Raw genomic sequence first — 21,611 nt, forward strand, 5'->3', positions numbered from 1 at the left:
CCTACACGCAACGTAGGGCGTAGACGACTCGCGTCGGCCAACCGTTGCTTCACACAGGCGTCATTGCGACAACCCTCGAAGGAGCACATGACATGGCCAACGAAAAAGACACCGACCTGAACCGCGACCCGATCACCGGGGCGCCCGGCGCACATCCTGTCGGCACCGGCGTGGGCTCCGCGAGCGGTGCGCTGGCCGGCGCGGCATTCGGTGCGATGGGCGGACCGGCCGGTGCAATCGCCGGCATGGTGGCCGGCGCCATCGTTGGCGGCATGAGCGGCAAGATCGTGGCCGAGCAGGTCAATCCGACTGCCGAAGATGCCCACTGGCGCGAGAACTACGTTCGCGAATCGTATGTGCGGCCCGGCAGCAGTTACGACGATTACGGTCCCGCTTATGCGCTGGGCTGGTCGGGCCGGGCCAACCGTACCGACGAATTCGATGCAGCCGAGCCGCACCTCGAACGCGAGTGGGCGACTTACCGCGGCAATTCCGCACTGGAATGGACCGAGGCACGCGATGCGACGCGTGCGGCCTGGTATCGCGCCGACCGGACGTATTTCAGCGCCTCGAATCTCGATGCGACCGAAGATGAAATCTCCGACGAACCGCTGGCCAACGATGAAGTGGCGGACATCCTGAACGATCTGCTGGAAAACGCCCGCGACGGCGAATACGGTTTTCGCGCAAGCGCGGAGGCCGTCGAATCCGCCAGCCTCAAGCAAGTCTTCGACGCGCGTTCGAACAGTTGCCGCGACGCCGCGGCCGAGCTGATTCCGCTGATCGTCGCCTACGGTGGCGAGCCAGCGGAGGGCGGCACGACGACCGGCGCGCTGCATCGCGGCTGGGTCAAGGTGAAGGATGCGGTCGGTGCCAACGGCGAAGCTTCGATCCTCGACGAAGCCGAGCGCGGAGAAGATGCATCGCTGGCGCGCTATCGCAAGGCGCTGAAGCAGCAGCTTCCGGGCGATGTGCGCAGCGTAGTGCAACGGCGGATGCATGGTGCGCAGCGCAACCACGACGAAATCAAGGCGCTGCGCGACGCCGCACATTCGCGCTCTTGAAGCAGGCGCTTATATCAAGCATCCCGATGCTTTCTTCTAGGTAAAAACATCTTTCGATCGGGGTCGTATCCGGTCGCGATTCTGCAAAAAGCAATTGCAGAATGCGGCGCATGAAAAGCATTGCAACAGCTGCCTCCCTCACCCTTCTTTCCGCCGCGCTCCATGCGCAGACACCTGCGACATCACCCGGCGCAGCTCCTGTTGCACAGGCAGATGCCACACCAAGTCTGAGCCCTGTCACCGTGTCCACGCCGCGCGGCGCGGTTATCCCGTTCGACATGCCCGGCTCGGTCGATGTGGTGGACCGCCAACAGTTGCGCGAGGGCAAACTGCAGGTCAACCTGTCCGAAAGCCTCGGCGGCGTGCCGGGGCTTCAGGTGCAGAACCGCCAGAACTACGCGCAAGACCTGCAGATTTCCATCCGCGGTTTCGGCGCCCGCTCGACGTTCGGACTGCGCGGCGTGCGGCTCTACATCGATGGCATTCCAGCCACGCTGCCCGACGGCCAAGGGCAGAGTTCAAACATCGACATCGGTTCGGCCGACCGCGTGGAAGTACTCCGCGGACCGTTCTCGGCGCTGTACGGCAACTCGTCGGGCGGCGTGATCCAGGTCTTCACCGAAGACGGAGAAGGCCCGCCGACGCTGGGCTTCTCCGTCGCGGGTGGCAGCGACGGCACCTCGCGCATCGGCGCGAAAGCGTCCGGCAGCACCGGCAATGTGGATTACGTCCTGAGCACCAGCCGGTTCCGCACCGATGGCTATCGCGACCACAGCGAGGCGAAACGCGACATAGCCAATGCCAAGCTCGGCATCCGGCTGGATGACGGGAGCAAGGTCACGCTGATCGCCAACAGCGTGCGCATCGACGCGCAGGACCCGCTCGGCCTCACGCAGGCGCAGCTCGACAGCAACCGTCGCGGTGCAGCGCTCGCCGCGCAGTACGACACGCGCAAGTCGGTGGACCAGACCCAGCTCGGCCTGCTGTACGAAAAGCGCGTCGACGCAACGAGCGATGTGCGCCTGATGCTTTACGGTGGCCAGCGCGAGACGACGCAGTTCCAGGCGATTCCGCCATCCGCGCAGGCCAGTCCGCTGAGTGCCGGCGGCGTCATCGACCTGAAGCGCCGCTACGCCGGGCTCGACGCACGCTGGACCTCGCACCTGCAACTCGGCGGACGACCGTTCGATGTCGCCGTCGGCGTTGCCTACGACACGCTCGATGAAAAGCGCCAGGGCTACGAGAACTTCTTCGGCACCGCTGCCGCACCGCGTCAACTGGGCGTGCTCGGCCGGCTGCGGCGCGACGAGCGCAACACCGTCTCGAACGTCGATCCCTATGTGCAGACGCGCTGGGATTTCGCCGACCGCTGGACGCTGGAAGCCGGCCTGCGCCACAGCAGCGTTCGTTTCGATTCGGAAGACCGCTACGTGCGCGGTGCGAACGGCGACGACAGCGGCGATGCGAAGTACAACAAGGCCTTGCCTGCCGCCGCGTTGCGCTATGCGGCAAGCCAGAACCTGAACCTTTATGTATCGGTGGGTCGCGGATTCGAGACGCCGACGCTGAACGAACTTTCCTACCGTCCTGGCGGCCTGGGCGGCTTGAACTTCGCGCTGCAGCCGGCTGTCAATACCAGCGTGGAAGCCGGCGCCAAGGCCCGAATCGCCGACGGACTGCTGACCGCTGCCGTTTTCCAGACCCGCACCGACGACGAGATCGTCACCGCCACCAACATCGGCGGCCGCGCGACCTTCCAGAACGCGGGCCGTACCAAGCGCGAGGGTTTCGAACTCGGATGGCTGCACGAGACGTCGACGCACTGGCGCACGCAACTGGCGGCGACGTGGCTGGATGCGCGCTACACCGACGGCTTCAACGCGGTCGCGGCCGGCAACCGGATTCCGGGCATCGCGAAGCAATCGGTGTTCGCGTCGTTCGGCTACGCACCGCCCGAAGGATGGCGCGCGGGTGCCGAATTGCGTGCATTGGGACGCATCGCGGCAAATGATGCCAATTCCGCTGCGGCGGCGGGCTATATGGTCGCTGCGCTTCAAGGCGGTTACGTCGTCCGATGGCGGCGTTGGGAATTCAATGCGTTTGCGCGTATCGACAACCTGTTCAATCGCAGCATCGTCGGCTCCGTGATCGTCAATGAAGGCAATGCACGTTACTACGAGCCCGCTCCGGGACGCACCTGGACTGCGGGCATTGGCGGCGCTTACCGGTTTTGACCGCACCTGATTTGGCGATAAGCGTCAAATTGAAAAGACAATTCGAACGATAGAAATTTCACTTCGAATGAGTGTTTTTAAAAAACTATCTGTTAGTAATACATAAGTATTGCTAATCAAGTCACCAGATAGAGGATTTGAGCTATTTCTTACAAATAGTGTCTCAAATTTGTGTGTAGATATGTGTCTTTTCGTAAACTGAGACTGTCAATTCAATCTTTCTTTCGCAACTGCCATGCGGACGTCGATCGACAGTCGAGGCTGTGGGTCGCCGGGTTTACAAAAAGCTCTGTCAATGATCTATTCGAGAAAACTGTCTTCGCCCAGCAAGAATGAATTTCTTCAGCGTTCCATTTGCTCTGCGGTCGCGCTAATAGGATTTGCAGCATTCGGTGTTCATCAAGCTGCCGCGCAAACAATTCCCAATGCCCCCAATGCCGGGCAGTTGCTGAATGAGCAGCAGAGAACATTGCCCGTCGCGCCGCCTTCCGGCCTTGCTCCGCAAACCACCGGATTGCCGGCGGCCACGCCGTCTGCCGGCATAGCCGAGGGGCTGGTCGTTCAGCTCCGTTCGGTCCGCTTCACAGGCGACACCGCGACCGCGGATGCGGAAAATCTCGCCGCGCTTGCAGCATCGTCGATCGGTCGCACGGTCGGTCATCCCGAATTGCTGCAGATCGCCGAAACCATCTCGCGTGAACTTCGGGCACGCGGCTACATCCTGGCGCGCGCCTATCTGCCGCGGCAGGACCTGACCGACGGCAATCTCGAAGTCGCCGTCTCGGCCGGCCGATTGCAGTCCGACGCGGACCGCATCGTCGTTCGCGGCACCACGCGCATTGCCGCGACCCGCATCCAGGCCATCGCCGAACCCGCATTGCCGGCCGGCAAGCCGTTGCGCTCGGAAGATCTCGAACGCGCCGTGCTGCTCATCAACGATCTGCCCGGCGTCACCGCGCGGTCGACGCTCGAACGCGGCAGCGAACCCGGCACCAGCCGTCTGGTCATCGACGCAGCTCAGGGGCCGGTCGTGCTGGGCAGCGTCTGGGCCGACAACTTCGGCAACCGCAGCACAGGCACGGCCCGTGTCGGGGCGCAGGTCCAGCTCGACGATCCGTTCGGGCTCGGCGACGTGGCCGGGCTCGGCGTCACCAGGTCGACCGGCAGCACGCTGGCCAACCTGAACTACAGCGTGCCGCTGACGCCGTCGGGCCTGCGCCTGAACGCCGGTGCGTCGTACCTGCGCTACCACGTCGACCAGGAAGTGTTCCGTCCACTGGACCTGCGCGGCGACGCAGCGACGGCCCAGCTCGGCCTGAACTACCCGCTGCTGCGGACGCGCGAGCGAAACCTTACTGCTTCGGCCACCTACGAACATCGCCAGCTCAAGGACGAAGTGCTCGGCCTGCAGGTGCGCTCGCGCAAGGTCGACAGCCTGACGTTCGGCCTGAACGGCAATCGCGTCGATGATTTCGGCGGCGGTGGCGTCACGGAAGGCGGCGCCTGGCTCGAAGCGGGTCGCACCAATCTGTCCGGCAATGCCGACGACCGCTTCTTCGACAGCCTGACCGCGCGCACGCACGGCGGCTTCGAGAAGCTGGCGCTTCGTGCGAGTCGCCTGCAGAACCTCGGCGGCACGCCGGGTTCGGAATGGACACTTTTCGCCGGCGCCTCGGGCCAGCTCGCCAGCAGCAATCTCGATTCCTCGGAAAAGTTCATCCTTGGCGGACCTTCTGGCGTCCGGGCCTATGCGGTGGGCGAAGCCGCCGGCGACCAGGGCGTGATCGGCACGCTGGAACTGCGTCGCAACTTGGACATCGGCAGCGACCGCAAGCTGCAACTGCTCGGTTTCATCGATACCGGCCACGTGACGCTGCACAAGAACCTCTGGGCCGGCTCGATCGCGAACGCCGGCAACACCAACAGCTACAACCTTTCGGGTGCGGGCGTGGGCGCCAACCTGTGGATGGGTCGCTGGACCGTGCGCGCCGCCGTGGCGCGCACGCTGGGCGACAACCCCGGCCGCAGCCTCAACGGCCGCGACGCCGACAGCCGCAGCAGCAACTGGCGCGCCTGGGTCCAGGCCGCCTACGCGTTCTGAACGCCTGACCCTGCCGACACCGGCCTAGAGGCCTAGATCGCACGGCGGCGTCCGCCTGCCGTGCCCCCCCTTTTGTTCCCGAATTCCCAGGACTTCAATCATGAAGAGCGCATCGCTGAATCACATCTATCGGCTCGTCTGGAACGAGCTGTCCAACACCTATGTCGCCGTGGCGGAGCACACCTCCGGTCGCGGCAAGCGCACGTCGGGTATTTCCGGCATGGTTGGCGCGGCCGGCGCTCTGGCCGCGGCCCTGGTGCTCGGCGCTTCGGGCGGCGCCCTGGCGCAGGCCTTGCCGACCGGCGGCAACGTCGTCGCCGGAGCGGCGACCCTGACGCAGGTCGGCAATCAGCTGACCGTGTCGCAGGCCACGCAGCGCGTCGTGACCAACTGGAACTCGTTCGATGTCGGCACTGGCGCCACGGTGCGTTTCGACCAGCCGAACGCGAGCAGCATCGCCCTCAATCGCGTCACCGGCGGCGGCGCGGCCAGCAGCATCCTCGGCACGATCAATGCCAACGGCAACGTCTGGCTGCTGAACCCGAACGGCGTGGTGATCGGCGCCGGCGCGCAGGTCAACGTGGGTGGCCTGGTCGCTTCCTCTCTTGGCATCTCCGACAGCGACTTCATGGCCGGCGGCAGCCGGTTCACCGGCGGGAATGGCGCCGGCGCGGTCGTCAACAAGGGCAATATCCAGACCTCCGCCGGCGGCGTCGTGGTGCTGATGGCGCCCAAGGTGAGCAACAGCGGAACCATCTCCACGCCGGGCGGCAGCACGGCGCTGGCTGCCGGCGACACGGTCAACCTCGACTTCGTGGGCGACGGACTGATCAGCGTCAAGGTGGAGCGCGGCGCGCTCGACGCAGCCGCCGAGAACAGCGGCAGCATCAGCGCAGCCGGCGGCCTGGTCGCGCTGACCGCGCGCGGCGCCGATGCGCTGCTCGGCAGCGTGGTCAACAACACCGGCACGATCGAGGCCAGGGGCCTGGTGGCGCGCAACGGCCGCATCCTGCTCGACGGCGACGCGGCCGGCGGCAGCACGCACGTGTCGGGCACGCTCGACGCGAGCTCGGCGACCGGGAAGGGCGGCTCGATCGTCGTGACCGGCCAGTCGATCGCGCTCGACGGCGGCGCGACGCTCGACGCCAGCGGCGCGACCGGCGGCGGCACCGTGAATGTCGGCGGCGGATGGCAGGGCAAGGACAGCGGAATAGCCAACGCGACCACGGTGACGGCCGACGGCAGCGTCTCGGTGCGCGCCGACGCGACCGGCAACGGCGACGGCGGCAAGGTCGTGCTCTGGAGCGACGGCGCCACGCGCTTCGACGGCAGCATCGCCGTGCGCGGCGGTGCGAACGGCGGCAACGGCGGCACGGCTGAAGTTTCCGGCAAGCAGACGCTCGCCTACAACGGCTCGACCGACGCCCGTGCCGCCCACGGCACCACCGGCGACCTGCTGCTCGACCCGACGACGATCACCGTGAGCGGCGGAAGCGGCACGAGCGGCGACTATGCCAACGGCACCGGCACGGTCACCGTCTACGCATCCACGCTGGAAGCGCAGAACGCCAACGTCCTCATGCAGGCGACCGGCGACATCACGTTCCAGGATCTCGCACTCAACGGCGGCAATGGTCGACTGACGATGGCCAACGACGTCAGCCTGCGCGTCGAGGGCGGCACGTCCGGACAGGGCTACATCAGATTCGACAACCACGAGAACACGGTCGAGGTCTTCGGAACCGGAAGTCTCATGTTCGTCACCGCCCGCACCGGCACGGGCGAACTCGTCAACATGCCCAACCTGATCGCGCACGGCACCGGAACCAATCCGGTCACCTTGCCTTCGCACGACGTCAACGTGGTCGGCAGCGGAACCCCCGGTGCCGGATCGATCACGCTTTACGGCGCGGACGGCGTCAGCGTGGGCGGTTCGGTGACGACCCACGGCGGCTACGTCCGTGTCTGGGCCGACTCCGACAACCAGGGCGGCGGCGGCTATTCCATGACCGCACCGGTGGTCACCAACGGCGGCAACTTCTACGTGTCTGCGGGCGGCGGCAACATCGACCTGAATTCCAACATGACGCTGGGAACGGGACGCATCGTTTTCCGGGCCGACGGCAGCTGGACCAACGGCACCCGCACGCTGGGCGGCATCCTTTCGGTCAACGGTCCGGTCACCGTCGATTCGCCGTTCGTCATGAACGCCGGCTCGGGCATCTACACCGACGGCGCGATCACGTTCACCAGCACGGTCAGCCTGAACACCGGCGCCGGCGCGCTGACCCTGCGTGCCAGCGACATCGACTTCAGCAACGCGACGGTGACCAACGTGTCGACCGCCAGCGTGATCCTGCAGCCTTACGACGTCGCAGCCAACATCGACCTGAACGGCGCGGCCACCGGCATTGCCCGCGCGAGCACTTTCGCCAAGCTCGCTGGCATCAGGAACCTGACGATCGGCCGTGCCGACGGCACCGGCACGACCACTGTCCCGACCACCGGCTTCGCCTTCAATGCGAGCGATACGCTCAAGTTGCTCAATGGAACGATCGCGATCGACGGCCAACTTGGCAACTCCAACACTTCTGCAACCAGCAAGGTTGTGGCGCAGGCAGGTCAGGACGTGACGATCGGGACGAACGGCAGCGTGCTCTCTTACGGCACGAACGGGAACGCGATCGTTCTTTCGGCAGGACGTAACTTCATCAACAACAGCCCGAGTCCTTCGGTGCTATCGACGATCGGCAACGGCGGCCGCTGGCTGGTTTACTCGACGACCGCGCCGCAGGACACGGTAGGCGCGCTCGTCAACGGCTTCAAGCAGTACAACGCGCGCTACCTCGGCGGTACCGCCGCCGACGTGGTGCAGGGCACCGGCAACGGTTTCCTCTACACCGAGGCGCCGATCGTCAACGTGTCGCTGACCGGCCAGGTCGTCAAGACTTACGACGGCAACTCGGTCGCCACGCTCGCCACGTCGAACTTCTCGAACACCGGCGCCGTCAACGGCGACAACGTGACGTTCCAGGTCGGCTCCGCCGGTGCCGCGATCTACGACAGCAAGAACGTCGGCACGACCAAGCAGGTCAGCGTTTCCGGCATCGCCATCGATTCGGCGACCAACGGCAACGTGGCCGTCTACGGCTACCGGTTCAATCCGACCGCCAGCGCGCTGATCGGAGAGGTCGACAAGCGCGTCCTGACAGTCCAGCAGAACAGCGCTTCGGCGACGGCCGCGGGCAAGGTGTATGACGGCAATACCAGCGCCACCGTGACCGGCGTCACGTTCACCAACGTCGCCTCGGGCGACTCGCTGTCGGGCACGGGTACCGGCGCCTTCGCGACCAAGGACGTAGGCACGGGCAAGACCGTGAACGTGACGAACCTCGTGCTTTCCGGCGCCGATGCGGGCAACTACGACGTCACGGGTGTCTCCGCCACGGCAATGGCCGCGATCACGCCGAAGGCGATCACCGCCGCAGCCAGCGTCGCGGACAGGGTCTACGACGGCAGTACCGCAGCGCAGGTGTCCAACGTCGCTCTGACCGGCGTCGTCTCCGGCGATGCCGTCGCCAGCAGTTCATCGAGTGTCGGCACGTTCGACACGAAGAATGTCGGCACGGCCAAGAACGTGACCGGCGCGGGCATCGTGCTGGCCGGCGCGGACGCTGGCAACTACGTGTTCGACAGCACCGCTTCCATCGGCACCGCGGCCATCACGCCCAGGACGATCGCGGCAACGGCCGCCGTCACCGACAAGGTGTACGACGGCAGCACGGTCGCCGCGATCGGCAACGTCGCCTTCACCGGCGTCGTGAGCGGCGACACGCTGTCGAGCGGCGCCGGCAGTACCGGCACCTTCGACACGAAGAACGCCGGCACGGCCAAGAACGTGACCGGCGCGGGCATCGTGCTGGCCGGCGCGGACGCCGGCAACTACGTGATCGACACCACGGCGGCCATCGGCACCGCCGCCATCACGCCGAAGACGATCACGGCAACCGCGAGCATCACCGACAAGGTCTACGACGGCAGCACCGTCGCGACGATCGGCAACGTCGCCTTCACCGGCGTCGTGAGCGGCGATGCGCTGTCGAGCGGCACCGGCAGCACCGGCACTTTCGACACGAAGAATGTCGGCACGGCCAAGAACGTGACGGGCGCGGGCATCGTGCTGTCCGGCGCGGACGCCGGCAACTACGTCTTCGACGCCACGGCTGCGATCGGCACCGGCGCGATCACGCCGAAGACGATCACGGCATCCGCGACCGGCACCGACAAGGTCTACGACGGCTCCACCGCCGCAGTCCTGACAGGCGTTCAGCTGGTGGGCCTGGTCGCCGGCGACCGGAACGCGGTTTCCGCCATCGGCACCGCCGGCAGCTTCGCGGACAAGAACGCGGGCAGCGTGAAGTCGATCAGCGGCAGCGGCATCTCGATCGGAGGCAGCGAAGCGGGCAACTACCGATTCGACACGACGGCGCAGGTCGCCACCGCAGCGATCACACCGAAAACGGTCACGGCATCGGCCAGCGTCACCGGCAAGGTATACGACGGCAACACCGTCACGTCGATCGCCAACGTCGCCTTCACCGGTGTCGTGGCGGGCGACTCGCTCAGCAGCGGTGCGCGCAGCGTCGGCGCCTTCGATACGAAGAACGTCGGCACGGCCAAGAACGTGACCGGCGGCGGCATCGTGCTGGCCGGCGCGGATGCACGCAACTACGTCGTCGATGCCGGTGCCACGATCGGTACGGCGAGCATCACGCCGAAGGCGCTGACCGTCGGCGCTGCACAGGTGAATCCGAAGGTCTACGACGGCAACACCGCCGCGACCGTCGGCGCGCTGACGCTCGGCGGCATCGTCGCCGGTGACCGCGTGGCGGGTGTGGGCGGCAGCGGCACTTTCGACACGCCGACTGTCGGCGAGAACAAGAACGCGACCGTCTCCGGTCTGGCGCTGACCGGCGCCGATGCCGGGAACTACGTGTTCGACCGTTCCACGACGACCGGCCAGGCAACGATCGTGGCGCAACAGACCACCGGTACGCCGGTGGCGCTGATCGCCGACCAGAGCGGCGCCAACGCGACGGCCACGTCGGCGAGCCGCGACAGCGGCACCTCGGCTTCCATCGTGGGTTCCGGGTCGCAAGGCACGGTCGCTGTCGCGGCGACGCAGACCAGTCTCGTGACGGTCTCTCCAGCACTGACCGCCGCACTGTCCGGCATGCCGGCAGCGAGCGGTTTGCGGTCTGCGTCGACCACCGCGCCGGCAGCCCAGCCGCTGGTGCTCGCCGATGCGGTGCTGACCGGCAACGGCCGCCTGAGCCTGGCCATCGACGAAGGCGTGGCCACGGCGCCGGTGCGGAGCGCGGTCGCCGTCTACAGCACGCGCGCCGCCCAGGAAGTTCCACAGCCGGAAGGCCGTTACGAGGTGAACGATCTTGGCAATGCGATTTCGCTGACGTCCAGCGGCACCGCGACGGCGACGCCGCCGAGGGTGCTCGTGGCGGGCGCGCAGACGGCCATCGGCACGGTGGCGCTCAACAACGGCGACGTGATGGAAATGCGCGTGACGCTGCAGTCCGACGGCACGCTGGTGGCGCTGGTACCGGCGAGCGGAACCAGCATGGACGCCGAAGCGATCACCGCCTATGCGCTGACCGTGGCGAAGAAGCGGTTCGACATCGCGGCCGAAAGCGTGAAGGCAGTCGTGGTGCAGTATGCCCAGGGATCGGCACAGCCGGGCGCTGCGACCAAGGTTTCCAGCCTGTGAGTTGCAACGGCCCGGGTAGACCGGGCCGGTTTTCCAACTTTCTTCGTTCTGGAGATCGACTCTCCAGGTCCGGTTCAGAGTCCGGCAGCAGCCCGCAGCACGGCGGCCTTGTCGGTCGTTTCCCAGGTGAATTCCGGCTCTTCGCGGCCGAAATGGCCGTAGGCGGCGGTCTTGCGGTAGATCGGGCGCAGCAGGTCGAGCATCTGGATGATGCCCTTCGGACGCAGGTCGAAATGTTCGCGTACCAGTGCCGCGATCTTCTCGTCGGAGATCACGCCCGTGCCTTCGGTGTAGACCGTGATGTTCATCGGCTCGGCCACGCCGATCGCATACGCGACCTGGATCTGGCACTGGCGCGCGATGCCGGCGGCGACGATGTTCTTTGCAACATAACGCGCGGCGTAGGCTGCGGAGCGGTCGACCTTCGACGGATCCTTGCCCGAGAAAGCGCCGCCGCCGTGCGGGCAGGCACCGCCGTAGGTGTCGACGATGATCTTGCGGCCGGTGAGACCGCAGTCGCCCTGCGGACCGCCGATGACGAAACGGCCGGTCGGGTTTATCAGAAAGCGGGTTTCCTTCAGCCATTCCTTCGGCAGCACCGGCTTGATGATTTCCTCGATCACTGCGTCGATGAAGGATTGCTTCATCTTGGTCGCCGTCTCGCTCTGGTCGGGATGGTGCTGGGTCGAGAGAACGACGGTGTCGATGCTGTGCGGCTTGCCGTCGACGTAGCGCATCGTGACCTGGCTCTTGGCGTCCGGACGCAGGAAGGGCAGGCGGCCGTCCTTGCGCAGCTGGGCCTGGCGCTCGACGAGGCGGTGCGCATAGTAGATAGGCGCGGGCATCAGCTCCGGCGTCTCGTCGCAGGCGTAGCCGAACATCAGGCCCTGGTCGCCGGCGCCGGTGTTGAGATGGTCGTCGGATGCGTGATCGACGCCTTGCGCGATGTCGTTGGACTGCTTGTCGTAGCAGACCATCACGGCGCAACCCTTGTAGTCGATGCCGTAGTCGGTGTTGTCGTAGCCGATGCGTTTGATGGTGTCGCGCGCGACCTGGATGTAGTCGACGTGCGCGTTGGTCGTGATCTCTCCGGCGAGCACCACGAGGCCGGTGTTGGTCAGCGTTTCGGCGGCGACGCGGCTGAGCGGGTCCTGCTCGAAGATCGCGTCGAGGATCGCGTCGGAAATCTGGTCGGCAACCTTGTCGGGGTGGCCTTCTGAGACGGATTCGGAAGTGAAGAGGAAGTCGTTCGCCATTGTTTGATGCTCCATTGATTCAGTTGGCGCGTTGCCAGCTGTGAAGCCTCGGCGAACGCTTTAGCAGTGCCGTTCCCGGCATAGGCACAATCGGCTGGCGCTTGTGCTTGTCGCCCTGCAAGTAGTTCCATAACTCAGCGACAATTTCGATTCTATTCGAGCCATGCAAGGGTTGTTTTCAATGCATGCGCGTCCCTACTCCCGACCCTGATGTTGCCCACCGTTTTTCGTCTGCTCGCCCGTTTGCCATTGCCTTTGATGCATTGGCTCGGCACCGGCTTCGGCTGGCTGGTCTGGTGGATTTCGCCCGATTACCGACGTCGATTCAAGACGAATGCAGAAGCGGCCGGCTTCGTGCCAGCGCAGTACCGGCCTGCCATTGGCGCGGCTGGTGCGATGGCCGCCGAACTGCCGTGGCTCTGGGCGCGCCCGCGCGGTGAAAGCGTGCTGCCGCGCGTGGTGCGCTGGGACGGCATCGAGGCTTTCGAGGCCGCACTGGCCGAGCGCAAGGGCGTGATCATCGTGACGCCGCATCTGGGCAGCTGGGAGATGTACGGGCAGGCGCTGGCCGAGCGCCTCGTCGGCACTTACGGTCCGCTGACCGCACTGTTCCGCCCGCCGCGCAAGGCCTGGATGGCGAAGCTCATGGACAGCTCGCGCGACCGCGCCGGCCTGCAGACCGTGCCGACCAGCACGAAGGGCGTGCGCAGCCTGATTCGCGCATTGCGTTCGGGCGGCTATACCGGCGTGCTGCCCGATCAGGTGCCGCCGCTGGGGCAGGGCGTCTGGGCGCCGTTCTTCGGTCGCGAGGCGTACACGATGACCTTGCTGCCGCGCCTCGCGCAGCAGACCGGCGCGCGCGTGTTCCTCGGCGTGTGCGAGCGCTTGCCGCGCGGCGCCGGTTACGTCATCCGCTGCGAGCCGTTCGACGGCACCGCGATGAGCGACCCGAAGGCCACGCCCGAAGCCGCAGCCGCAGCCATGAATCAGGGCATCGAGCAGCTGATCCGCAGCCTGCCCGGCCAGTACGTATGGGATTACGCACGGTACAAGCAGCCCAAGCCGATCCCGTCGGCCGAGGAATCGGCATGAGCATTTCCGCCAGGCTGGGCATCGGCTTTATGCGCGCGCTGGCCCATCTGCCGCTACCGCTGGTTCGCGGCATCGGGTTCGCGTTCGGGCGCGTGCTGCATATGCTGGCGAAACCTCGCCGCCACGTTGTTGATACGAATCTGGCGCTGTGCTTTCCGGAGAAATCGCCGGCCGAACGCCGCGCCATCGCGCGCGAAACCTTCGTCTTCGTCGCGCAATCGTGGCTCGACCGCAGCTGGCTCTGGCATGCGCCGGAACATGTGGTGGCCAGCCGGCTTCGCGTGGTCGGTGCCGCACCCGAAATCGAGGAGATCGCGCACGGCAGCGCGCCGATGATCCTGTTTGCGCCGCACTTCTACGGCCTTGACGCCGCGGCCACCGCACTGACCATGCACACCGCGCGACCTTCGACCACGATCTACACGACGCAACGCGATCCGCTGGTCGACGCCTGGATCCGCGAGGGGCGCAAGCGCTTCGGCAACGTCATCACGCTCAACCGTGTGGATGGCATCAAGCCGATCGTGGCCGGCTTGCGCAAGAACGGCTTGCTGTACCTGCTGCCCGACATGGATTTCGGCCGCGACCAGACAGTTTTCGTGCCGTTTTACGGCGTGCAGGCTGCGACGGTGCCTTCGCTTTCGCGCTTTGCGCGGTTGGGGCGCGCGAAGGTGGTGCCGGTGGTGTCGCGTCTGACACCGGGCGGTTACGAGATCGAGGTGCTATCGGCGTGGCAGAACTTCCCGACCGACGATGCCGTGGCCGACACCGCGCTGATGAACGCGCGGCTTCAGGGCTACATCGACGAGATGCCGTCGCAGTACTACTGGGTGCATCGCCGGTTCAAGACGCGGCCCGAGGGCGAGCCGGGCGTCTACTGATTAGAAGGGCGCTGTGGATGCCGGTCGATGAACTCGGCGATCTCGCGCATCACACGCTCCGGCTGCTCGTGGACGATCCAGTGCGTCGCGTCGGGTATGCGGGCGATGTCGAGTTCCGGTACCCATGCATCCAGGCCGTCGAGCAGGCCCGGCAGCAGCGCGGTATCGCCGAGCGCCCAGATCACCAGCGTCGGCACGTCGACCGTCACTTTTTCGTGGGGCGGCATCTGGAACCCGATGGTTGCACCGGCTTCGAACGGCGGCTTCAACGGCGTGACGCGGTACAGGTTGCATGCGCCGGTCAGCCCGGCATTCCAGACTTCGCGGTACTGCGCCTTGACCGCCTCGGTGAGCCACCCGAAACCTTCAGCGCCCGCCCCCATCGACGTGAAAAAGCCCCACATGCGGCGGTAATCGCCTTCGGCAAGCAGCGCTTCGGCGTCCGGCCGCGAGAGAAAGTGCATGTATGCGCTGGCTTCCTGCTGCGCCGGGTTGTCGCGCAACTCGCGGGCGAAGGTGCCGGGATGCGGCGAATTGACGATGACCAGCCGCTGCACCTCCTGCGGAAACGCGTTCGCCATGCCCCATCCGAAAGCGCCGCCCCAGTCGTGCGCGACCAGCACGGCGATGGTGCCGCCTTCGCTCTCGGTGGCGACGAGTTGTCTGATGTCCTGCACCAGCAGATGCGCCTTGTAAGACGCGACGTCCGCCGGAGCGCTGGAGCCGGCGAAGCCACGCAGGTTCGGTGCGATGCAGCGGTAGCCGCCGTTCTCCGGCAAGGAGAAATGGCGAAGCAAGGCGTCCCAGATGAACGCGGCCTCGGGAAAGCCGTGCAGGAAGAGCATCAGGGGCCGGCCGGATATGCCCGCAGCGCGACAGTCGAGCACGATGCCATTCGGCAGGGTGCGCTGGAAGGTTTCGATCATGCGGCTCTCTCCCAACTTGCTTGTTCCAGAAACACCGCGGAACGGGCTTCGCCCGGCCGCTGGTGTTGCCCCCGGTAGGGGGTAGGCGCAGCGACACGAAGTGCGCGAAGCCTGGGGGCGAGCCTAGATTTCCGGATGGGCCCATCTCCAGATCAGTTCGCCGGCTTCTTCGACGCCTTGCTTCTTCAGCGCCGAGAACAGTTTCACCTCGCCGCCGCCGGCCTGCAGTCGCGCGATGGACAGCGCCTTGGCGCCTTCAGAACGCGTGAGCTTGTCTGACTTTGTCAGCAGCACCAGAAACTTCAGCCCTGCCTCGACACGCGGACGGATGACGTCGAGCAGGATGTCGTCGAGCTCGGTCAGACCATGGCGCGGGTCGCACATCAGCACCACGCCGCGCAGGTTCTCGCGCGTCATCAGGTAGTTGCCCATCACGCGCTGCCAGCGCAGCTTGGCCTCGCGCGGCACCGCCGCGTAACCGTAGCCGGGCAGGTCGGCGAGCACGGCATCGTCCAGCTTCTGCTTGCCGACGCCGAACAGGTTGATGTGCTGCGTGCGGCCAGGCGTCTTGGACGCGTAGGCCAGCCGGTGTTGCTGCGTGAGCGTGTTGATGGCGGTGGATTTGCCGGCGTTGGAGCGACCGACGAAGGCGATTTCGGGGAGATCGAAGGGTGGCAGATGTTCCAGCTGAGGCGCGCTGGTCAGGAAATGTGCTGTGTGCAGCCAGCCCATGGCCGTGCGGATTTTGTCGGGACTGAGCGCGGCGGGTCGCGTGGCGTGAGCCGCGGCAGGAACCGTGGCGTTGGCCGGGGAGGGCGCGGGGGAGGTCATCTGAAGGCTTTCGGAACAAGGGGCCATTGTAGAATCGCGCCGTTTTGCGCCAATAAATCGAAGCCCCCCGATATGAAGTTGTTTGCCAATCTCCTGCTTGCAGCCCTCATCGGCACTGCCGTTGGCGTCAGTTTCGTGGCGGAGGCCGCTGAAGAAGCCGCGGTTCCGGCCAAGCCCGCCCGGCCTGCTAAGCCCGATCCGGCCAAGGGCGACACGCTCTTCAATACTGCGCCGGCCAATAGCCAGAGTTGTGCTTCCTGCCACAACGCAGACGGCAACTCGGCCATTCCGACCAACCCCAAGCTGGCGCAACAGCACCCCGAATACATCGTCAAGCAGCTGCAGGACATCAAGTCCGGCAAGCGCAAGAGCGCGATCATGAAGCCGTACGCATCGGCGCTTTCCGACGAAGACATGCGCAACATCGCATGGTTCGTCGGTGCCAAGCCGATCAAGACCGGTTTCTCGAAAGAAAAGGACAGCGTCGCACTGGGCGAGAAGATTTACCGCGGCGGCATCGCCGATCGCCAGATCGCCGCCTGCGCCGGCTGCCACAGTCCGAACGGTGCCGGCATCCCGGCCCAGTACCCGCGTCTGGGCGGTCAGCATGCCGACTACACGGCGGCGCAGCTGGTCGCTTTCCGCGATGGCATCCGCACGAACAGCCTGCAGATGACCGGTGTCGCAGCCAAGCTGAACGACCGCGAGATAAAGGCGGTAGCTGACTACATCGCAGGACTGCGTTGATTCGATCCTATTCCCCGCGTATTGCGCGTCGACGTTGAACTAACCGCCGATAACAATTCCAAACAGGGCGGGCCGATCCATCGAGGACGGCCCGCCTTTTTTGCATTTTCCAGAGACAGAGCCTGAAGCCATGTCAGTTTCCACCCACGGTCTTCGCGTCCGTCGCGGTCCGCAAACGGTTCGCGCGGCGGTCGAGCTTTTCTCTTCGATGCGCTTCGCCATCGCGCTGCTCACGGTCATCTGCATCGCATCGATCATCGGCACGGTGCTCAAGCAGCATGAGCCGGTCGGCAACTACGTCAACCAGTTCGGGCCGTTCTGGGCTGCGCTGTTCCGTCTGGCGCGGCTGGATTCGATCTACAGCGCCTGGTGGTTCCTGCTGATCCTGCTGTTTCTGGTGATCAGCACTTCGCTCTGCATCTCGCGCAACACGCCGCGCATCCTGGCCGATCTGCGCACTTTCAAGGAAGACATCCGCGCGCAGAGCCTGAAAGCCTTTGGCCAGCGCGCGGCGACGACGCTGCCCGAGGCGCCCGAGGCCGCAGCGCAGCGCATCGGCCAGATGCTCGTAGGCGGCGGCTGGAAGGTGAAGCTGCAGCACCGCGAGGCCGCAGGCGACGGCCGCGGCTGGATGGTGGCGGCGCGGGCCGGTGGGGCGCACAAGCTCGGCTATATCGCTGCGCACGGCGCCATCGTGCTGATCTGCCTGGGTGGCCTCCTCGATGGCGACCTGGTGGTGCGGGCGCAGACCTGGTTCAACGGAAAGAGCGTCTTCACCGGCGGCGGCATGATCGCCGACGTCGCGCCGGAGCACCGCCTGTCTCCGGGCAACCCGACTTTTCGCGGCAACATCCTCGTTGCGGAAGGCGGTCAATCGAGCGTCGCGATCCTGAATCAATCCGACGGCGTGCTGCTGCAGGAACTGCCTTTTTCGATCGAGTTGAAGAAATTCATCGTCGACTACTACTCGACCGGCATGCCGAAGCTGTTCGCCAGCGAAGTCGTGCTGCACGACCGCGAAACCGGCGCCCAGGTGCCGGCACGGATCGAGGTCAACCATCCGGCCAGCTACAAGGGCGTGGAAATCTACCAGTCCAGCTTCGACGACGGCGGCTCCAGCGTGAAGCTCAAGGCGGTGCCGATGGCGGCTGCAGCCAGGCCGTTCGAGCTCGAAGGAAAGATCGGCACCAGCGCGGAGATCACGAACGGCAGCGACAAGCTCACGCTCGAATACGTCGCACTGCGTGTCATCAACGTCGAGAACTTCGCCGACGAGGCCAACGGCCCGATGACCAGCGGCGCCGACGTGCGCAAGGTCGATCTGCACACCCGTCTCGAATCGCGCATGGGCGCAGCCAACAAGACCGACAAACCCAAGACCCTGCGCAACATCGGCCCGAGCATCGGCTACAAGCTGCGCGACGCATCCGGGCAGGCGCGGGAATACCAGAACTACATGGTGCCGGTCGATACCGGCGACGGCCAGCCGGTATTCCTCCTCGGCATGCGCGAAAGGCCGGAAGACGCATTCCGCTACCTGCGCGTGCCAGCCGACGAGGAAGGCTCAATGGACGGCTTCGTGCGCATGCGCACCGCGCTGGCCGATCCGGCAACGCGTGCCCGCGCCGTCGATCGCTACATCGCCCGCGCCGCCGATCCGACGCGTACCGAGCTTGCCGGCCAGTTGCGCGCATCGGCGACCCGCGCGCTGGCACTTTTCGCCGGCTCCGAGCGCGCGAAGGATGGTGCAACCAGCCTGGGAGGCTGGCAGGCGATTGCCGAATTCATGGAAGCCAATGTGCCGATGGCCGAGCGCGAACGTGCCGGCACGGTTCTGGTGCGCATCCTCAATGAAGTGCTGTTCGAGGTGCTCAACCTGAGCCGCGAATCGGCCGGGCATGCCGCCTTGCCTGGCGACGACAAGTCGCAGGCGTTTCTGACGCAGGCGGTGCTGGCGATCAGCGACGCGCATTTCTACCCGGCGCCCCTCGCGATGATGATGACCGACTTCACGCAGGTGCAGGCCAGCGTGTTCCAGGTGGCGCGCGCGCCGGGCAAGAACATCGTCTATCTGGGCTGCCTGTTCCTGATCGTCGGGATTTTCGCCATGCTTTATGTGCGCGACCGTCGTCTCTGGGTCTGGCTGGCGCCGAAGGTCGACGGGTCGGGCAGCGAAGCCACGATGGCGTTTTCGGTCAACCGCCCGACCATGGACAGCGACCGCGAATTCGACAACCTCAAGGCCAAGCTGCTCGCCCTCGGGAAACACCGCGGTCGGGAATCCGAAGTTTCGAAAGACACTGCGTCATGAACACAACGACACTCACGCTGCACGACAGCTGGCGCTCGCGCCGAGATACCTTCGACTGGATCTTCGCCGCGCTGGTCGTGGCAGGTGGCCTTTTCGCGTTCGCGCGGCACGGCGCATCGATGGACTATTACGAAAAACCGATCCTCGTCGCCGCGCTGGCCGCGATGGTCGGAATGGGCTGGTTCTGGCGGCCGCTGCGGGTGCTGGCCATCGTCGTCGCGGCGGCTTCGCTGCTGGCGATCAGTTCCTATCAGGGCGATCTGGCACGCGCCGAGAGCGTGTTCTGGCTGAAGTACTTCCTGTCGAGCCAGTCGGCCATCCTCTGGATGAGCGTCCTGTTCTTCATGAGCACGACGTTCTACTGGCTGGGCCTTTTCGGCGGCAAGCAGGGCGACGCGATGGAGCTGATCGGTTCGCGCATCGCCTGGGCGGCCATCACGATGGCGTTGATCGGCACGATGGTGCGCTGGTACGAGAGCCATCAGCTCGGCCCGGACATCGGCCACATCCCGGTCAGCAATCTGTATGAAGTGTTCGTGCTGTTCAGCTGGTTGACGGCTGCGTTCTACCTGTACTTCGAGGAGCGCTACGCGACGCGCGCGATGGGTGCCTTCGTGATGCTGATCGTCAGCGCGGCCATCGGCTTCCTGCTCTGGTACACGCTGGTGCGCGATGCGCAGGAAATCCAGCCGCTGGTTCCCGCGCTGCAAAGCTGGTGGATGAAGTTGCACGTGCCGGCCAATTTCATCGGTTACGGCACTTTCTCGCTGGCGGCGATGGTGGCGTTCGCCTACCTCATCAAGGAGCAGGCGAGCGAAACGCGCTGGTACAAGCTGACGCCGATCTGGCTGCTGGGCGTCGCGCTGTGTTTCGTGCCGGTCGCGTTCCGCCAGCGGGTTCAGGAGGCGGGCGGCAGCTACTGGGTCGGTTATGCGGCTATAGCCACGCTGATCGCCGGCGGCATCCTGCTCGGCCGAAAGCGGATCGCGGCGCGATTGCCGAGCAACGAGGTGCTCGACGACGTCATGTACAAGTCGATCGCGGTCGGTTTCGCGTTCTTCACCATCGCCACCGTGCTCGGCGCGCTGTGGGCAGCCGACGCCTGGGGCGGCTACTGGAGCTGGGACCCGAAAGAGACCTGGGCGCTGATCGTCTGGCTCAATTACGCGGCATGGCTGCACATGCGTCTCGTCAAGGGATTGCGGGGAACCGTCGCCGCCTGGTGGGCTCTCATCGGGCTGGCGGTTACGACATTTGCATTTCTCGGCGTCAATATGTTCCTGAGCGGGCTGCACAGCTATGGCACCCTTTGAAGGAATCCATTCGCGCCGGCTCTGCGTATCCTGAATACTTACCGGTCAACGTAAAAGTCAAAGGCGCGACATGCTGATCAAATCCAGCGACACAGGTTTTTCCCATCCCTTTCCCAGCGAGATCACGCCGCGCGAGGCTTACGAAGGTCGGCGCGACATGCTCAAGCTGATGGCGACCGGCGCAGCTGGCGTCGCAATGGCTTCCTGGGCAGCCCGCGACGCACTCGCCCAGGCCGAAGCGCCGGGCAAGCTGGCAACGCTCAAAGGTGCGAAATCGGCGGTTCCGGGTGCGCAGTCGATGGAGAAGGTCAGCGATTACAAGGACGCGACCACCTACAACAACTTCTACGAATTCGGCACCGACAAGGCCGATCCGGCCAAGAACGCAGGCACGCTGAAGACACGTCCGTGGACGGTCGAGGTCGAAGGTCTGGTCAAGAAGCCGGGCAAATACGGCATCGAGGACCTGATCAAGATGAGCGCTCAGGAGGAGCGCATCTACAAGCTGCGTTGCGTCGAAGGCTGGTCGATGGTGATTCCGTGGGTCGGTTATTCGCTGGCCGAACTGATCAAGAAGGTCGAGCCGCAGGGCAATGCCAAGTACGTCGAGTTCGTCACGCTGGCCGATCCGAAGACGATGCCGTTCGTCGGTTCGCGTGTGCTCGACTGGCCGTATGCCGAAGGCCTGCGCATGGACGAGGCGATGCATCCGCTGACGTTGCTGAGCTTCGGCATGTACGGAGAAGTGCTGCCTAACCAGAACGGCGCGCCGGTGCGACTCGTTGTGCCATGGAAATACGGTTTCAAGTCGGCGAAATCGATCGTGAAGATCCGCTTTGTCGAGAAGGAGCCGGGCACCGCATGGAACAAGGCCGCCGCCAACGAGTACGGCTTCTATTCGAACGTGAACCCGAACGTCGACCATCCGCGCTGGAGTCAGGCGACCGAGCGCCGTATCGGGGACGGCGGCGGGCTCTTCGCCAAGCGTCGCAAGACCGAGATGTTCAACGGTTATGAAGCGCAGGTCGGCCAGCTTTATGCAGGCATGGACCTGAAGAAGAACTTCTGAGCCG

13 protein-coding genes are annotated in these 21,611 nt (G+C 65.3%); 10 read left to right on the top strand and 3 right to left on the bottom strand.

The window, feature by feature from the left end; translation table 11 throughout:
* The first annotated feature begins 92 nt into the window (after positions 1 to 92).
* From ACSFA3_RS10365 to ACSFA3_RS10380, 4 genes are all read left to right on the top strand, one after another.
* The gene (locus tag ACSFA3_RS10365) at positions 93 to 1,064 is read left to right on the top strand and encodes a ferritin-like domain-containing protein (protein ID WP_435505361.1); all 972 of its coding nucleotides are present in this window, start codon (positions 93 to 95) and stop codon (positions 1,062 to 1,064) included.
* Between the two features lie 110 nt (positions 1,065 to 1,174).
* The gene (locus ACSFA3_RS10370) at positions 1,175 to 3,298 is read left to right on the top strand and encodes a TonB-dependent receptor family protein (RefSeq protein ID WP_435505362.1); all 2,124 of its coding nucleotides are present in this window, start codon (positions 1,175 to 1,177) and stop codon (positions 3,296 to 3,298) included.
* A gap of 469 nt (positions 3,299 to 3,767) precedes the next feature.
* Positions 3,768 to 5,399 (top strand): ShlB/FhaC/HecB family hemolysin secretion/activation protein, encoded by a 1,632-nt coding sequence (locus tag ACSFA3_RS10375; protein ID WP_435505363.1) that lies wholly within the window; start codon positions 3,768 to 3,770, stop codon positions 5,397 to 5,399.
* A 100-nt stretch (positions 5,400 to 5,499) separates the two neighbouring features.
* Positions 5,500 to 11,181 (top strand): YDG domain-containing protein, encoded by a 5,682-nt coding sequence (locus ACSFA3_RS10380; protein ID WP_435505364.1) that lies wholly within the window; start codon positions 5,500 to 5,502, stop codon positions 11,179 to 11,181.
* Between the two features lie 74 nt (positions 11,182 to 11,255).
* On the opposite strand, the gene metK is transcribed toward ACSFA3_RS10380, so the two are convergent.
* Positions 11,256 to 12,437, bottom strand: coding sequence for a methionine adenosyltransferase (metK, locus tag ACSFA3_RS10385; protein ID WP_435505365.1), 1,182 nt, complete (start codon positions 12,435 to 12,437; stop codon positions 11,256 to 11,258).
* Between the two features lie 213 nt (positions 12,438 to 12,650).
* Here metK and ACSFA3_RS10390 point away from each other — a divergent pair, with 213 nt between their 5' ends.
* Both ACSFA3_RS10390 and ACSFA3_RS10395 read left to right on the top strand, forming a co-directional pair.
* On the top strand, positions 12,651 to 13,529 hold the full coding sequence (locus ACSFA3_RS10390) for a lysophospholipid acyltransferase family protein (protein WP_435506198.1): 879 nt from the start codon (positions 12,651 to 12,653) through the stop codon (positions 13,527 to 13,529).
* Positions 13,526 to 14,410, top strand: coding sequence for an LpxL/LpxP family acyltransferase (locus ACSFA3_RS10395; protein ID WP_435505366.1), 885 nt, complete (start codon positions 13,526 to 13,528; stop codon positions 14,408 to 14,410). The genes ACSFA3_RS10390 and ACSFA3_RS10395 overlap by 4 nt, the downstream gene beginning before the upstream one ends.
* Here the strand turns inward: ACSFA3_RS10395 and ACSFA3_RS10400 are convergent.
* Positions 14,404 to 15,336 (bottom strand): alpha/beta fold hydrolase, encoded by a 933-nt coding sequence (locus ACSFA3_RS10400; protein ID WP_435505367.1) that lies wholly within the window; start codon positions 15,334 to 15,336, stop codon positions 14,404 to 14,406. The two genes, ACSFA3_RS10395 and ACSFA3_RS10400, sit on opposite strands and share 7 nt — an antisense overlap.
* Positions 15,337 to 15,459: 123 nt before the next feature.
* Positions 15,460 to 16,167 (bottom strand): ribosome biogenesis GTP-binding protein YihA/YsxC, encoded by a 708-nt coding sequence (yihA, locus tag ACSFA3_RS10405; protein WP_435505368.1) that lies wholly within the window; start codon positions 16,165 to 16,167, stop codon positions 15,460 to 15,462.
* Positions 16,168 to 16,239: 72 nt separating this feature from the next.
* Here yihA and ACSFA3_RS10410 point away from each other — a divergent pair, with 72 nt between their 5' ends.
* The 4 genes from ACSFA3_RS10410 (at position 16,240) to msrP (ending at position 21,607) form a co-directional block, all read left to right on the top strand.
* On the top strand, positions 16,240 to 16,914 hold the full coding sequence (locus ACSFA3_RS10410) for a c-type cytochrome (protein WP_435505369.1): 675 nt from the start codon (positions 16,240 to 16,242) through the stop codon (positions 16,912 to 16,914).
* 130 nt (positions 16,915 to 17,044) lie between these two features.
* A complete protein-coding gene (locus ACSFA3_RS10415; RefSeq protein ID WP_435505370.1) occupies positions 17,045 to 19,225 on the top strand; it encodes a cytochrome c biogenesis protein ResB in 2,181 nt (726 codons plus the stop codon).
* Entirely contained in the window at positions 19,222 to 20,538 is a 1,317-nt protein-coding gene (ccsB, locus tag ACSFA3_RS10420) for a c-type cytochrome biogenesis protein CcsB (protein WP_435505371.1), read from the top strand. The genes ACSFA3_RS10415 and ccsB overlap by 4 nt, the downstream gene beginning before the upstream one ends.
* Positions 20,539 to 20,608: 70 nt before the next feature.
* Positions 20,609 to 21,607 carry a protein-methionine-sulfoxide reductase catalytic subunit MsrP gene (msrP, locus tag ACSFA3_RS10425; protein WP_435505372.1) on the top strand — a complete coding sequence of 333 codons (999 nt, stop codon included), beginning with the start codon at positions 20,609 to 20,611 and terminating at the stop codon, positions 21,605 to 21,607.
* The last annotated feature ends 4 nt before the right edge of the window (positions 21,608 to 21,611 follow it).

The organism is Variovorax glucosi (genome assembly GCF_051216695.1).
In the GTDB taxonomy this organism is placed as follows: Bacteria; Pseudomonadota; Gammaproteobacteria; order Burkholderiales; family Burkholderiaceae_C; genus Variovorax.

What these genes read in the sequence shown, in the direction of transcription:
- ACSFA3_RS10365 (WP_435505361.1), top strand. Translation starts at nt 93, where the DNA reads ATGGCCAACGAAAAAGACACCGACCTGAACCGCGACCCGATCACCGGG.
- ACSFA3_RS10370 (WP_435505362.1), top strand. Translation starts at nt 1,175, where the DNA reads ATGAAAAGCATTGCAACAGCTGCCTCCCTCACCCTTCTTTCCGCCGCG.
- ACSFA3_RS10380 (WP_435505364.1), top strand. Translation starts at nt 5,500, where the DNA reads ATGAAGAGCGCATCGCTGAATCACATCTATCGGCTCGTCTGGAACGAG.
- metK (WP_435505365.1), bottom strand. Translation starts at nt 12,437, where the DNA reads ATGGCGAACGACTTCCTCTTCACTTCCGAATCCGTCTCAGAAGGCCAC.
- ACSFA3_RS10395 (WP_435505366.1), top strand. Translation starts at nt 13,526, where the DNA reads ATGAGCATTTCCGCCAGGCTGGGCATCGGCTTTATGCGCGCGCTGGCC.
- ACSFA3_RS10400 (WP_435505367.1), bottom strand. Translation starts at nt 15,336, where the DNA reads ATGATCGAAACCTTCCAGCGCACCCTGCCGAATGGCATCGTGCTCGAC.
- yihA (WP_435505368.1), bottom strand. Translation starts at nt 16,167, where the DNA reads ATGACCTCCCCCGCGCCCTCCCCGGCCAACGCCACGGTTCCTGCCGCG.
- ACSFA3_RS10410 (WP_435505369.1), top strand. Translation starts at nt 16,240, where the DNA reads ATGAAGTTGTTTGCCAATCTCCTGCTTGCAGCCCTCATCGGCACTGCC.
- ACSFA3_RS10415 (WP_435505370.1), top strand. Translation starts at nt 17,045, where the DNA reads ATGTCAGTTTCCACCCACGGTCTTCGCGTCCGTCGCGGTCCGCAAACG.
- ccsB (WP_435505371.1), top strand. Translation starts at nt 19,222, where the DNA reads ATGAACACAACGACACTCACGCTGCACGACAGCTGGCGCTCGCGCCGA.
- msrP (WP_435505372.1), top strand. Translation starts at nt 20,609, where the DNA reads ATGCTGATCAAATCCAGCGACACAGGTTTTTCCCATCCCTTTCCCAGC.